General features: G+C 43.5%; 14 protein-coding genes and 2 riboswitches. Of the genes, 1 reads left to right on the forward strand and 13 read right to left on the reverse strand.

Annotated features, from left to right (window positions below; genetic code table 11):
- Positions 1 to 15: 15 nt before the first annotated feature.
- The 11 genes from ACQKFO_RS19375 to ACQKFO_RS19425 form a co-directional block, all read right to left on the reverse strand.
- Positions 16 to 900, reverse strand: a complete 885-nt coding sequence (locus ACQKFO_RS19375) for a carbohydrate ABC transporter permease (RefSeq protein ID WP_427600603.1) — start codon at positions 898 to 900, stop codon at positions 16 to 18.
- 98 nt (positions 901 to 998) lie between these two features.
- Positions 999 to 2,273, reverse strand: coding sequence for an ABC transporter substrate-binding protein (locus ACQKFO_RS19380; RefSeq protein WP_427600457.1), 1,275 nt, complete (start codon positions 2,271 to 2,273; stop codon positions 999 to 1,001).
- 293 nt (positions 2,274 to 2,566) lie between these two features.
- Complete coding sequence (locus ACQKFO_RS19385) at positions 2,567 to 4,012, reverse strand: spore germination protein (RefSeq protein ID WP_427600458.1); 1,446 nt, start codon at positions 4,010 to 4,012, stop codon at positions 2,567 to 2,569.
- A 181-nt stretch (positions 4,013 to 4,193) separates the two neighbouring features.
- Positions 4,194 to 4,613, reverse strand: coding sequence for a CBS domain-containing protein (locus ACQKFO_RS19390; RefSeq protein WP_427600459.1), 420 nt, complete (start codon positions 4,611 to 4,613; stop codon positions 4,194 to 4,196).
- 11 nt (positions 4,614 to 4,624) lie between these two features.
- Entirely contained in the window at positions 4,625 to 5,776 is a 1,152-nt protein-coding gene (gene kdpDN / locus ACQKFO_RS19395) for a KdpD-like non-kinase potassium sensor (protein ID WP_427600460.1), read from the reverse strand.
- Positions 5,777 to 5,846: 70 nt separating this feature from the next.
- Complete coding sequence (kdpC, locus tag ACQKFO_RS19400) at positions 5,847 to 6,422, reverse strand: potassium-transporting ATPase subunit KdpC (RefSeq protein ID WP_427600461.1); 576 nt, start codon at positions 6,420 to 6,422, stop codon at positions 5,847 to 5,849.
- A gap of 22 nt (positions 6,423 to 6,444) precedes the next feature.
- A complete protein-coding gene (gene kdpB / locus ACQKFO_RS19405; protein WP_427600604.1) occupies positions 6,445 to 8,460 on the reverse strand; it encodes a potassium-transporting ATPase subunit KdpB in 2,016 nt (671 codons plus the stop codon).
- 129 nt (positions 8,461 to 8,589) lie between these two features.
- Positions 8,590 to 10,251, reverse strand: coding sequence for a potassium-transporting ATPase subunit KdpA (gene kdpA / locus ACQKFO_RS19410; RefSeq protein ID WP_427600605.1), 1,662 nt, complete (start codon positions 10,249 to 10,251; stop codon positions 8,590 to 8,592).
- Between the two features lie 31 nt (positions 10,252 to 10,282).
- Complete coding sequence (locus ACQKFO_RS19415) at positions 10,283 to 10,360, reverse strand: potassium-transporting ATPase subunit F (RefSeq protein ID WP_427600606.1); 78 nt, start codon at positions 10,358 to 10,360, stop codon at positions 10,283 to 10,285.
- Positions 10,357 to 10,464 (reverse strand): signal peptide protein, encoded by a 108-nt coding sequence (locus ACQKFO_RS19420; protein WP_427600462.1) that lies wholly within the window; start codon positions 10,462 to 10,464, stop codon positions 10,357 to 10,359. Before ACQKFO_RS19420 ends, ACQKFO_RS19415 begins: the two co-directional genes overlap by 4 nt.
- Before the next feature lie 18 nt (positions 10,465 to 10,482).
- On the reverse strand, positions 10,483 to 10,947 hold the full coding sequence (locus ACQKFO_RS19425; RefSeq protein WP_427600463.1) for a hypothetical protein: 465 nt from the start codon (positions 10,945 to 10,947) through the stop codon (positions 10,483 to 10,485).
- A gap of 363 nt (positions 10,948 to 11,310) precedes the next feature.
- Positions 11,311 to 11,453, reverse strand: a riboswitch (cyclic di-AMP (ydaO/yuaA leader).
- Positions 11,454 to 11,694: 241 nt separating this feature from the next.
- Between ACQKFO_RS19425 and ACQKFO_RS19430 the strand changes: the two genes are divergently transcribed.
- Positions 11,695 to 12,063, forward strand: coding sequence for a DUF2294 domain-containing protein (locus tag ACQKFO_RS19430; protein ID WP_148996093.1), 369 nt, complete (start codon positions 11,695 to 11,697; stop codon positions 12,061 to 12,063).
- A gap of 362 nt (positions 12,064 to 12,425) precedes the next feature.
- Here ACQKFO_RS19430 and ACQKFO_RS19435 read toward each other — a convergent pair whose 3' ends face one another.
- Positions 12,426 to 13,256 (reverse strand): methyl-accepting chemotaxis protein, encoded by an 831-nt coding sequence (locus ACQKFO_RS19435; RefSeq protein WP_427600464.1) that lies wholly within the window; start codon positions 13,254 to 13,256, stop codon positions 12,426 to 12,428.
- 114 nt (positions 13,257 to 13,370) lie between these two features.
- A riboswitch (cyclic di-GMP riboswitch) is annotated at positions 13,371 to 13,455 on the reverse strand.
- Between the two features lie 102 nt (positions 13,456 to 13,557).
- Complete coding sequence (locus tag ACQKFO_RS19440; RefSeq protein WP_427600607.1) at positions 13,558 to 13,803, reverse strand: GNAT family N-acetyltransferase; 246 nt, start codon at positions 13,801 to 13,803, stop codon at positions 13,558 to 13,560.
- Between the last annotated feature and the right edge of the window lie 9 nt (positions 13,804 to 13,812).

The raw sequence follows: 13,812 nt of genomic DNA on the forward strand, positions 1-13,812 counted from the left end.
CGAATCTTCCCCTCCTTAATAATGAATTTTCCGATCAAGGTACAAATAATTGAATGCTGTGATACCGAGCATGATGACGATCAAAATCACGGTCAGCACCGCTGCTTTACCTAGATCCCAATTCGTGAATGCCGCTTCATAAATATGGTAGAGTAATAGATTGCTGGCGTTATCCGGCCCACCCTTGGTCATTATGTACAGGTGGTCGACGTTTTTGAATGAATTCGTAATCGCCACGATCATGACGAACAGCGTCGTCGGCATCAGCAGTGGGAAGGTGATATGACGGAACATCTGGAACGGTTTCGCCCCTTCCATCTCTGCCGCTTCATACACATCCCTCGGTAAATTCTGCAAACCTGCCAGATAAAAAATCATGAAGAAACCGGCATCTTTCCATATGATCATGACAATCATCGCGATCATGACGGTATTCGGATCCCCCAGCCAGTTCGTGTCATCCCTGCCGAACATATGCAGAAAGTTATCGAGCAGTCCATATTGAGGGGTGTAGATGAAAAGCCAAATATTTGCCACCGCAATCAACGGAACGATCGTCGGGTAGAAAAATGACGTACGAAGCAAAGAGCTTCCGGCCATTTTTTTATTTAACCAGATGGCAAGATACATCGCCAGGAACAAACTTGTTGGTACTGTACCGATCATGAAGAGGATGTTATTCAGAATGACCTTCCGGAATATCTCATCCTCGAAAACTCCTTTATATTGTTCAAGTCCCGAAAATTGCAGCCTGGTCATCGGGCCACTGTAGAAGCTTAACTGGATCGATTTGAGCGTCGGGTAAAACGTAAACAAACTCAAAAATATGAAAGAAGGAAACAGGAGCCCGTAGGCAAACAGATTATTTCTCGCCCCGGTGCTGAGTTTTCTTTGCTTCATTGTCATCTATCGGCCCCACCTTTCTTGTGAAGCAGGAGCTCAAGTCAGCACAAAGCCCACCTGAGCCTCACTCCATTCACTCTTCGGTCACTATCTTATTACTGAAAAGGCTCCAATACTTTTTCCGCTTTCTTCTGTGCATTGTCCAACCCTTCGTCAACCGGGCTTTGTCCCGTCAGGATCGATTGAATATGATCATTGAAGATTTTCTGCACCTCACCATTTTGATAGGTTGCAAGTTCACTTTCTGCGTACTCGAGCTGCTCGCGGGCAACCAGTGCAGGAGGGAATTCCTCTACATACTTCTTCAACAAGTCAGTCTCATAAGCTGATTCGGTTGTGGCTACATATCCTGTATCGATCGACCACTGGGCAACACGCTCAGGCTCTGTAAGGAACTTCATGAACTTGATTGCCGCTTCCTTATTCGCTTTTGGAAGATCTTTGAACATGTAGATGTTTCCTCCTCCAGTAGGGGAACCATACTCATTGTTCGCCGGCAGGAAGGACACACCGAAATCAAAGTCCGCATTGTTCTTCACATTCGTCAGGTTACCAGTCGTATGATACATCATCGCCGTTTTTCCACTCAGGAAGTCAGAAGGAACCGTCGCCCATTCAATGACACCCTCAGGCATGATTTTATGTTCCTTTCCAAGGGATAACCAAAATTCCATCGCTTCTTTTGAATATGGTGCATTGAAGTGTACTTCCTTTCCATCTTGAGACATGATGTTGTCTCCAGTCTGAAGCGCTAAAGCCTGGAACATCCAGTACTGGTAACCGGTGCTCGGAATTTCAAGTCCCCACTGATCCTTACCTCCATTTTTCGTCAGCTTCTTCCCGTATTCCACCAGCTGATCCCAGTTTTCAGGTGGAGCTTCCGGATCCAATCCCGCTTCTTTAAATGCATCCTTGTTATAGTAAAGGACGATGGTACTGCGCTGGAAAGGCAAGCTGTACACCTTATCATCAATGGAAAAATTCGCCATGAATCCGTCGTAGAAATCATCCAAATATTCTTGCTCGAACATCGGCGTCAATTCCTCGATCAGGTCGTTCTCAAGCAATGTGAAAAGGTCTATTGAAAATAACACAGCAAGCTCAGGTGAATTTCCTGCCTGCGCCGATGCCATGACCTGGGTCATAGTCTCAGCATAACTGCCACCATATTTCGCATTCACCTTGATGTCGGGATTCTCTTTCTCGAAATCAGCCACAAACCCATCAACGATCTTCGCAACATCCCCGCCAACCGCTACCGGGAACCAGAAATCAATTTCAGTCGTTTCATCCCCCCCGGTTTCACTGCTGCCGCACCCGGCAAGAACGACCATCAACACTAAAACGAATGATAAAACCTTGAACTTCATGCCAATTCCTCCCCTTTTTTTCATAAAAAAACCCATGAACAATAAACTGCATCACAAATAAGTGTCATGCATTTCATTGGTCACAGGGATTCTCCGCATCTCTACCCTTAGACGATAACCTGTCTAATATATATGTCTGATTATTCACAATAATACAATATTAACTAAAAGTTGGCAATGGCATTTCTTTTTTTTACAAAATAATATGGGACAAAGGGACAGGTCCCTTGTCCCAATTGTTTGATTCGACTAAACTCATTAAATGGGACAACGAACCTGTCCCCATGTCCCTTTTAACCTTTATCTTTCGTATAACTATGCTTGCTATTAGTAAGCCTCTGTAAATCTTCCCGATAAAACGTATCCTTTAATTCCTTCATCTTAAAAGGAATAATAGGAGAAAGATAAGGAACGCCTATCGATTTCAGACTCGCCATATACAACATTAGAATGGTTGTCCCAATGATGATTCCATTAAAACCAAAAAAGTTAGCCGTTAATAAAAATACTATTCTTAGGGTGGCATCAGGTCCCACGAGTCCTCTGTTAGCTCCCAGGAAACTGGAAAGAGCGGTTATCCCTATGACGATCAGACTGACGGGGTGGATTAATTTGGCGGTGACCGCCGTTTCACCAATGACGATGGTCCCGATTAAAGACACCAATATGACCGCACTTTGTGGAAGACGAAACGAAACATCTACTAATATTCTGACCAAGAATAAAAGAATGGCGATTTCCCAAAAGGTTGGCAATAGCTCATCGTTTGAAATGATTGCTTTCGAAATCTTGTCGGGTAAGTCATCTTTATGAAAATTTGCTAACGCTATGTAAACCGCCGGCAGGTATACTCCTATTAGAAAGGCGATAAAACGGATGATTCGGCTCGTGAATCTACCCATTGAAATATGGTAATCATCGGGTGCCTGAATAAAATCTATAAATAGAGCAGGAGCTATGATGGCGAAAGGGTACCCATCCACAATCACTACCACTCTTCCTTCAAATAAGGATGAAACTGCCCCGTCCATTCGTTCGGAATGTCTTAACCGTGAGAAAAAGGTTTTTGGCTTCCCTTCTAATACATCCTCCACTACTCTTTCACTAAGGACATACTTTATGTTTAGACTATTTAGCCTCTTTTTGACTTCTTTTAATATCCCTTTATCCACAGTACCTTCTATATATAAGATCGACACAGATGTTGGTGAAGTGGAGCCAATCTCCACTGTTTCCACACACAAATCCGGTGTTTTTAATGAACCTCTGATCAAATTGATATTTGTTTTCATCTTTTCTGTTAATCCAATTTGAGGACCTCTTACCGAACGTTCTCCAATGGACGCTTCCACGCTTCTTTCTGCCCACTTTGGAGATGGGATTATGATTCCTTCCCGAATCCCGTTAATCAGCAAAACTGTATTTCCTTGTACGATGGCATCGGTCAACTCTTGATAATGAGTTGTCGTCTTTACATCTGCCGATTCAACTATTCTTTCCATGATTAGTTTGTTGAGCGATTCATTACTATCTTCTGCCTTGAATCGTTCCAATAATGGCTTGACCACGTAATCCTGAATAAGGTCTACATCGATTATTCCGTCCAGGTAGACAACATTCATTTCAAGGGAACCATCGCAGCCAGCCTTTATGTTTCTTATGATAAGGTCAGATGTGTCGTGAAAGGTGTTCTTTATGTTTTCGATGTTTTCTTTTAGGCACATTTCTATTTTAGGCATCCTTCATCCTCCCTAAAAGTTAGTATGAGGAGTTGTCAAGATACTATACTTTGTGGAGGAAACCTAATATAACAAGCGTTAGTACACCAACAGTGTACCTTTTAGCAAACAGTAAAATGGTACACTGTTGGTGTGCCTGTTTTCGTTTTTCCTTTATGCTCTTTTTCCTGGAAAATCACTTTCACAACTTAGGTTCGTCATTCAACATCTGCCCGAAACAATAATCAATGATTTCTCTTCTTCTGATGATCCCTATAAAGTGATCCTGATCATCGACTACCGGGACAAAATTCTGTTCCATAGATTTGGAAATGATATCTTCCATCTCTGCATCTATATGAATCGGTTGATGTTGTCTGTGCAAAGGAATGTCAGAGAGCATTACTTTACTGGTATTTTGAAACGTGAGTCCGGGTGTGTTTTTTATTTTCCATAGGAGATCCCCTTCTGTCAGAGTACCTGCATATTTCCCATCCTCACTGATCAATGGGACTGATGTGTAACGATGATACTCCATCTTCTCGAGTGCCTGCCTCATAGTCGATTCATATTTAATATAGGCAACGTCCCTTTTGGGAACTAAGAAAAAAGCGATATTCAATTCGATCCCCCTCATGATCTTCCATCGGCTACGATGTGCAGATCGATATTCGTTGTTTCCCGCATGATCGTATTGACGATTGATCCTTTCCTTATCTCCTCCCATCTCGTTCTGGCAGATTGCCCTAATAAGATCTGCGTCACGTGATACTTTTTTGCAACTTCAATGATGACAGCAGCCGGCTTCCTATTTTGCTGTTCTTCGAATATCAACTTGGCATTGAACTGCTCGGCAAGCATTTTCCATTCTTTCATTTTTTGCTCTCTGACCAGGTTTCCCTCGGATGTTTTCTTTGAGGTTACATTCAAGATATACAATTCCGCCTTTAAGCGATGGGCCATTCTCCATCCTCTTCTGATCAGCTTTTCCGCTGTGGGCCCGTAATGGATGCAAACAAGGATCTTCTCATTCACCCCGATGGGACCCTGCTGAAGATCACCGCTTATTTGCTCAATCCGTTCGTCCACATCATTTGCAATCTCCCTTAAGGCCAGTTCCCGAAGTGCTGATAAGTTGGTTGTGGTGAAGAAATGGGTTAAACTTTGTTCAATCTTTGCCTGCGTATAAATTTTTCCATCCCTCAGCCTCTTTCTCAAGGCTTCCGGTGTCACATCAATCAGTTGGATTTCGTTGGCCTTTTGAATAAACGTATCCGGCACTCTTTCTCTCACTTTCACACCTGTGATATGCCTGACGATATCGTTCACACTTTCCAGGTGTTGAATATTCACTGCTGATAGGACATCGATTCCGGCATCAAGGATCAAAGCTACATCCTCATACCTCTTGGAATTGACGGAACCTGTTATATTCGTATGGGCAAGTTCATCAACAAGGACGATATCCGGTTTTCTCTCAATGATTCCTTCAACATTCAGTTCGTAGAATTTCTTTCCTTTATAATACATGATTTTTAACGGCACCTGTTCAAGATCTTTCAGTTGAGCCTCTGTTTCTGCACGACCATGGGTCTCGATTAATCCAATCACCACGTCTTTTCCTTCTTTTTTTAAATCAGCCGCATCCTGGAGCATTTTATAAGTCTTTCCCACTCCCGGTGCAGCACCGACATATAATTTGAATTTCCCTCGTGTGGATTCTGTGATTGTCTGAAGAATTTCTTCAGGGGTCCTTCTCCTGAAATATGGATGATCCGTTTCCATCTGTTCACCTCCAAGCAGGACACATCAAGATGAGAACCCGACCAACGAATTGGTCAGGGTTCTGTACGATTTATAATAACTTCTGTAAATCCAGGTTAAGCAAGAGGACATTGACGCGTTCTTCTCCGAAAATCCCCCATTCCTTCCCTTGGGTATTGTCTTCGATCAACTTCTGCAACTTTTCTTTGGATACGCCTGTGAGCTCTGAAATTCTGTTCACCTGCGCCATGGCTCCCTGAACAGAAATATGTGGATCCAGGCCGGAGCCTGAGTCTGTCACAAGATCGACGGGAACCTCACTGATCGGTGTATCCGGGTTGGCATTTTTCCACACTTCCAATGATTCCTCTGTACGGTTGATCATATCCTCATTGGACGGGGCATAGTTATTCGATCCTGAACCAGAGGCATCGTATTCAATGGCGGACACCCTTCCATGAAAGAGGGTGGGATCACTCACGCTTTGCCCGATCAATGCCGAGCCCACCACTTCATTTTCTTCATTATAAACTAAGCTTCCATCCGCCTTGTCCGGCATGATGGCCTGTGCTATTCCCGTTGACGCCAGTGGATACACCAAACCTGCGAGCACCATGATGGTAAGGCTGGACCGAATAATCGGTCCGATAAATTGACTGTTTTCCATCTTACATCTCCCTTTCCTTCTTTTATATGAATAATGAAATCGTCATATCAATCAGTTTAATTCCTATGAAGGGTACCAGGACCCCGCCAAGACCATAGATCGTCAAGTTCTTACTTAATAAGGCATTGGAACTCATCGGTTTATATGCGACTCCCTTCATGGCTAGGGGGATCAATAAAGGAATGATCACGGCATTAAAGATCAGTGCTGACAGGATGGCCGATATGGGTGTAGACAGACCCATGATATTCAATGCTGTCATCTCTGGAATCGCAAGCATGAACATGGCAGGGATGATGGCGAAGTATTTCGCAATATCGTTGGCGATACTGAACGTGGTCAGCGCCCCCCTGGTCATAAGCAATTGTTTTCCGATTGAAACCACTTCAATGATCTTTGTCGGATTCGAGTCCAAATCAACCATATTCGCCGCTTCTTTTGCAGCTGTAGTCCCGCTGTTCATGGCGAGCCCCACGTCTGCCTGGGCGAGTGCAGGCGCGTCATTCGTACCATCACCTGTCATCGCTACCAATTTCCCTTGGGACTGTTCATATTTAATCACTTCAATTTTGTCTTCTGGTTTACATTCCGCTATGAATTCATCCACCCCTGCTTCACGTGCAATCGTGGCAGCCGTCAACGGGTTGTCCCCTGTGGCCATGATGGTTTTGATCCCCATCTGCCGGAGCTTTTCAAATCGGTCTTTCATTCCCGGTTTCACCGTATCTTTCAGGTAGATCAATCCAAAGATTTGTCCTTCCACCGCTACGGCCAATGGGGTACCACCTTCTTTCGCGATTTCTTTCGCTTCTTCGTCAAGATTTGAGGGGATTCTACCTCCTTGAGCTTTCACCCACGTCTTGACGGAATCGACAGCTCCTTTACGCACCTGGCGTCCATCTTTCAAATCTACCCCGCTCATTCTCGTTTCAGCCTTAAATTCAATGAATTGTCCTCCTGATGCTGCTGAAGCATCAAGCTTGGTTCCCTTCTCTTTCAGCAATTCAATGATGGAACGTCCTTCAGGTGTTTCATCTTGTAACGAACTGATCCCCGTCCAGTAGAAGAGCTCTTCTTTCGAAGCATCTCCCACCGGTATGAAATCACTGGCCATCCGGTTACCGAATGTAATGGTACCGGTCTTATCCAAAATGATCGTGTTGATATCCCCTGCTGCTTCCACTGCCTTTCCGGACATAGCAAGTACATTGTACTGAGTCACACGGTCCATACCCGCAATCCCGATTGCTGATAATAATCCCCCGATGGTCGTCGGGATCAAACAGACCAGGAGTGAAATCAATACAGGGATTTCAAGTGAAAATCCCAGATAGTTCGTAAAGAAAGGAAGAGTGACGACCACAATCATGAATATCAACGTCAAGCTTGTTAATACCGTATTCAAGGCGATTTCGTTCGGGGTCTTCTGACGCTCTGCCCCTTCCACCAATGAAATCATGCGGTCTAAGAATGATTCACCCGGGTTGCTGGTGATTCGGACTTTAATTTGATCACTGACGACTCTCGTTCCTCCTGTGACAGAATTGAAATCGCCCCCGGCTTCCTTGATGACAGGAGCGGATTCACCGGTGATCGCTGATTCGTCCACAGAGGCAAGGCCTTCAATCACTTCACCATCCCCTGGAATCATCTCACCTTGTGAAACGACAACAACGTCGCCTTTCTTGAGAGAGGTAGAAGCCACCCTTTCCGTTTTGCCATTTCCTCTAAGAAGATTGGCGGACATCTCCTGTTTTGACTTTTTCAATGAATCGGCCTGTGCTTTTCCGCGGCCTTCTGCCAATGCTTCGGCGAAATTGGCAAAGAGCACTGTAAATAAAAGAATCAGGCTGACTGTCACATTGAACCAGGGTGCCACATCACTGGAACCGAATGCATCAGGTGCTACACAAAGGATTAATGTAATGATGAATCCAATCTCCACTACAAACATAATCGGATTTTTAATCATGATTCTTGGATCAAGCTTAACGAAAGAATCTTTCAAGGCCTGCATGACCATTCCTTTATTCTTCATGTTATTTCCATCCTTCTGTTCAATTGGATTGGGCCGCTCGGGGGAAAGACGGTTTCGTTCTTTCCCTCTAAACTCGGCGACCTTATTTGTCTCTTTCAATAATGGATTTGCCACTTCTTCCACTCCCATCTACAATGTCAGATATTCTGCTACCGGCCCCAATACGAGTGTCGGGAAGAACGTTAACGCTCCGACTACAAAGAACGTTCCAATCAGGATCACACCGAATAAGGACGTATCCGTTCGGAAAGTTCCGATCGTCTCGGGAACCATTCTTTTGGATGCGAGGGATCCTGCAACAGCGAGCATTGTCACCAGTCCGAAGAATCTTCCAATATACATGACGATTCCTGTAGAGATATTCCAGAATGGTGTGGCATCCCCAAGTCCTTCAAATCCAGATCCATTATTGGCAGCGGATGACGTATATTCATAAACGACTTGGGAAATCCCATGAAAACCACTGTTCGAAATGGCTTCCACCCCAAGAGGAGAATAAAGCGCAAGGGCAGATGCCCCCAGTATCAACAGGGGATGCATAAGCATCGTAATGGCAATCAGCTTCATTTCCCTGCCTTCGATTTTTTTACCCAGGAATTCCGGAGTGCGTCCAACCATCAACCCTGAAAGGAACACGGCGATCATGGCATACATGAGCACATTGATGAAGCCGGCGCCGACTCCACCGAATACGGTGTTCAACAGCATATTCGTAAGGGCCAGCATCCCTCCGATCGGGGTTAACGTATCGTGCATTGTATTGACGGCACCTGTTTCCGTCGCCGTCGTGACCATGGCATAAAGAATCGATTGACCGGTACCGAACCGCACTTCCTTCCCTTCCATACTCCCTTGATCGGTCTGGATCCCCATGGCATTCAGTGCCGGGTTTCCTTGAGATTCATAGAATAGGGCCGTTGAAAGGAACACAACGAAAACCATAACCATCGATACAAACAGGACACGTCCCTGCTTTGGATTCCCGACCATCTTTCCATACGTAAAAGGCAGGGCGGATGGAAGCAGGAACATTAACAGGATCTGAATGAAATTACTGATGGCATTCGGATTCTCAAAGGGATGTGCGGAATTGACACCAAAGAATCCTCCCCCGTTATTCCCAAGTTCTTTAATGGACAGGAACGTTCCGACAGGGCCACGGGCGATCTCCTGCGTACCGCCTTCAACCGTATTCACTGTAACCGATGGTTCAAGCGTCTGCGGAACCCCGAGCGCTATGAAGATAAAGCCCGCAATAAAAGCGATCGGCAAAAGGACTCGGGTGATGGACCTGAATAAATCGACAAAGAAGTTTCCTATTTCAGCTCCTGAGAGTCCCCTGACAAAGGCGATGGCTACTGCCATGGCCGTTCCCGGTGCTGCAAACATCATGAACAGAATTCCGATCATCTGTCCGAGATAAGAAAGACCGGATTCCCCGCTGTAATGCTGTAAATTCGTATTGGTCATAAAGCTGATTGCTGTATTAAAGGCAAGAGTGGGATCCATTCCCGGGTTGCCACTCGGATTCAGGGGCAGGACCCCTTGCAGCCTGAATACAAGATACACAAGGAAAATCATGAAACCATTCGTTAAGACAAGGGCCAATGCGTATTGCTTCCACGTCTGGTTCACTTTTTTTATCCCACTGACTTTGAAGAGTAGATGTTCAAATGGTCCAAATAGTTTATCTAAAGGCGTTTGATTATAATCGAACGCCTTTGCCAAATAGACCCCGGCCGGCTTTGCAATCAGAATCATGGCCGCTAATGTAATGATGATCGATAGAATGGTCGTAATCACCTGTGATACCTCCAACTAATTAGAATTTTTCTGGATGAAACAATACATAAAATAAATAAAGTGTAATCATGGCCGTAATCCCAAGTAACAGCATCATGAGTCCTTACCTCCCTGATCGACAACAGTGGAAGACCAGTTGGCAAGTCCCGACATAAGCGCCGGAAGAATGATGAATAGAGCGATCATTATAATATCCAACATGTGTAAAACCTCCTGACATTATTTGAAGAAACAAGAAACATTCCTGCTCTTTGTATACACCACATATCTTGCGCCGATCGACTGATACAGGCGGACTGGATATCCTGGAGTCGTCGTAACGACAATGATGGGTGCGGATGTACTGTTTTGAATAATCTTCATCATCGGTAATGTATCGAAAAAGCGATTCTCAAACACGATGACTTTATCGAAGTGATGTCGATGATCAATAAATTCTTCATTTATCCCCAAACCCATGACATTCTGGAACCCTCTCCCCTTTAGAATGTCAACAACTTGTGGAATGGGGGAAACAAAACAGCAATCATGGGAAAGATCTAAGCAGCCCTCTATTTCCTGCAGCATTTCACATGTCGGAATACAAACAAGCGTCTTGCCTTTATGCCGTTCCTGCGTACACACATTCATCCTCCTTTCTTCTGCGATCATCACATCTCTAAGATTCCTTACTACAGAGATCATTGGGGCACACCTTAGAAAAAGACATGGACGGTCATCCAAAAGATCCCCTTACAGGAAGAAAGATCCACCTTCAGAAAACAAAAATAGACCAATGCTCACTTTTCCCTCAGTTGACAGGCAAGAGTAAAGATGGATCAGCATCCTGAAAGAATGCGATCCCCTGACATCTCTTGTTCATCTGAAGAAAAAGTACACATTGGTCTACTTAACACCTAGCCGGCTGTTATAGCCTTCTATGCATTCTGTCTTCCATGTTCACTTCTTCAAAATAGGCATAATAAAAAGACCTACTTATTAGTCAAGCTGCCCCTTTTGCCATTATGAAAACAACAAAAAAAGCCCCCTGAAAAAGGTGGTCTTTATGACCTCCTTCGCTTTAGCCGACGAAGTTAGCTGACGGGTAGGATGGCGAAAGAGTTTTAATCTCATCCCTTCTACATACGTAGAATTAACCCCACTTGATTGGGTCCTCCGTTCTCGTTTCCGAGACTAGGCCGAAATATTGAGTTGTGCTTTACAAGGAATATATTACTCCCGGCTTATTGAATTTGTAAATTATTAAAAATCTCTAAATCTAGTCAAATAGGTTTATTTTTCTAACGAAAATAATCAAATGCTCTAAATATCTAACTGATTCGAATTATTTCGGCTGTTTTATTCAACGCAAAATTAATGATTGACAACTTTTAACACGTCTGAGTAAGATAATCCTTGAAATTGATCTGATAGTGGCAAGGGGGAGAAAACGTGAAAATCTCTAAACGACGATTAGAGGCTGAATTAAGCGAAGCCTTCATAAAAATGCAAAGAGAACTGATCGGCCGCGGTCCACAGGAAACCCGGACATACATCTTAGAGGACATGGTTATTGCAAGGTTCAAGGGCGTGTTAACGGTTGAAGAAAAACACCTTGTCGAACACGATAAAGGTAGAGTCCTCGTGAAACAAATGCGTCAGGTGTTGAGGGAAATGTACAGCCAAAACATCGAAGAGATAGTAGAACAGCATACAAAATGCAAAGTCCTTTCGAGCCATAGCGACATCAGTACGAAAATGGGAGAGCGTATGGAGGTATTCGTACTCGATAAGAATCTTGAAAAGCAGTTAGAAAATTAAACAACTCAATGTATATTTATTAGTAAATTCGAAAGTCTCCTATCCTTTTATTAATCTAAGAAGCCCTGAATCTATCGAGTCGCATACTCAAAGATTCAGGGCATTTAAGATTGTTATCCTGACACCTGTGGGGAGTTCCCGTCCCTTGCGATCCTTGCAGGCTACCTTCACATATTCCTCCGTCAAACCATTACATTCCAGGACTTCTTCCATTGACTCCAAGACAGAGTGGAGACGGTTCCGTCTTAACCTTTCCCTTACGACCGTCCCCGGGTTACATTTAAAGAGCCTATTTAACCATAGTTGTTCGGAACAGACTCTTTATATTCTCAAATAAGTAACCCAGAACCCACTACCTACACTTACTCTTTATTTGTAGTAAGGTTTTCTAACTTGTTAATGGTTTGATCAATTTCATTTTTAGATTCTGTCACAATTCTTTGTAAGTCTTCTGAAATTTGATTAACCTTTATTAGTTCATTTGTAATATTTTCAATGTTAGCATTAACCTCTTTAATGGCATTATCAGCACTCACAGAGAGCTTCCTAACTTCCTGGGCTACTACATTGAATCCCCTTCCGTGTTCGCCCGCTCTGGCTGCTTCAATCGCCGCATTTAAAGAAAGCAAGTTGGTTTGAGAAGATATATTTTTTATCGATTTTGACGTTTCATCAATTAATTTAATTTGTTCCCTTAAAGACTCTAATGCTTCTACTTTTTCATTGGAATTGGCCATGACTGAGTTTACTAGATTATTCGGCATGCTCTTTAATTTGGAAATGATCTCTATCGTTGTATTTTCCCTTTTTGTAATATCTGTGGCAATCTTCAGGACTCCTTGTACAGACCCATTTCCATCTAAAATAGGAATATATGTTGCTTCCAGCCAAAGTTTGTTCCCCTGTTTATCAACTCTTTCAATTTTTTCTTGAGATTTTTTCCCTTTCCGGAGGTTGTCCCACAACTCTGTATATTCTTTGCTTTGGCTATATTCCATCGTGCAGAACTGTTTGTGATCCATCCCCTGCATTTCATGTACCCGGTAATTCATTGCATCAGCGAAGTTATCATTTACCCAAATTACCTTTCTGTCTAAGGAGAACTCTATCATAGCCAAATTTGTTTCAAGAGCTAATAGAACATCCTTTATATCTAAAACTTGGGTGCTTGCCTTACTAGTTAATTGGCTCATATACGTATCCCCTTCTTTAGAACATTTGCTTATGTACTCCATTATTCATTCATCTTTAGGTTTCTGGGCATAGAAAGTAACGTTCTATAATAAAAAAAGCTAATCAAACAGTAAAGTTCAATTAGCCGGTTGCGCTAGTTGCTCCCCGATTATCCAAGCGCCCACATACAGATAACCATTCATCGCATCTAAATTAATATATTATATATATCGACACATTCAAAAATATATTTAGACTACAAATAAGTGAAGAAATAGATTGATGGTAATTATGGATGCAGTGGGGACCGTTCCGTCTCTATCATATTCCCGAAAAGTAGTGTAAGAACCGTCCCCGGTTTGCGCCAAACTTGCCTCTTTTCCGGACAGTCTTGAATCCTAACCGTTCATAAAGTTTTATGGCTCCCGGATTGTTTTGATTCACGTGGAGAGTGGCGGATTTCATTCCATCTTGTCGGAGGTCTTCTAAGCATTTGCAACTCAATACAGCAGCGATCCCTTTTCCCCGCCACTCCGGAATCACACCCATTTGAATGATATACCCGATTGGTTGGTC

The organism is Rossellomorea sp. NPDC071047 (assembly GCF_050270195.1).
Lineage (GTDB): Bacteria > Bacillota > Bacilli > Bacillales > Bacillaceae_B > Rossellomorea.

Excerpts from the sequence above, each read along its gene's own strand:
- ACQKFO_RS19375 (WP_427600603.1), bottom strand. The coding sequence starts at position 900 with ATGAAGCAAAGAAAACTCAGCACCGGGGCGAGAAATAATCTGTTTGCC.
- ACQKFO_RS19380 (WP_427600457.1), bottom strand. The coding sequence starts at position 2,273 with ATGAAGTTCAAGGTTTTATCATTCGTTTTAGTGTTGATGGTCGTTCTT.
- ACQKFO_RS19385 (WP_427600458.1), bottom strand. The coding sequence starts at position 4,012 with ATGCCTAAAATAGAAATGTGCCTAAAAGAAAACATCGAAAACATAAAG.
- kdpDN (WP_427600460.1), bottom strand. The coding sequence starts at position 5,776 with ATGGAAACGGATCATCCATATTTCAGGAGAAGGACCCCTGAAGAAATT.
- kdpC (WP_427600461.1), bottom strand. The coding sequence starts at position 6,422 with ATGGAAAACAGTCAATTTATCGGACCGATTATTCGGTCCAGCCTTACC.
- kdpB (WP_427600604.1), bottom strand. The coding sequence starts at position 8,460 with ATGAAGAATAAAGGAATGGTCATGCAGGCCTTGAAAGATTCTTTCGTT.
- ACQKFO_RS19415 (WP_427600606.1), bottom strand. The coding sequence starts at position 10,360 with ATGATGCTGTTACTTGGGATTACGGCCATGATTACACTTTATTTATTT.
- ACQKFO_RS19420 (WP_427600462.1), bottom strand. The coding sequence starts at position 10,464 with ATGTTGGATATTATAATGATCGCTCTATTCATCATTCTTCCGGCGCTT.
- ACQKFO_RS19425 (WP_427600463.1), bottom strand. The coding sequence starts at position 10,947 with ATGATCTCTGTAGTAAGGAATCTTAGAGATGTGATGATCGCAGAAGAA.
- ACQKFO_RS19435 (WP_427600464.1), bottom strand. The coding sequence starts at position 13,256 with ATGAGCCAATTAACTAGTAAGGCAAGCACCCAAGTTTTAGATATAAAG.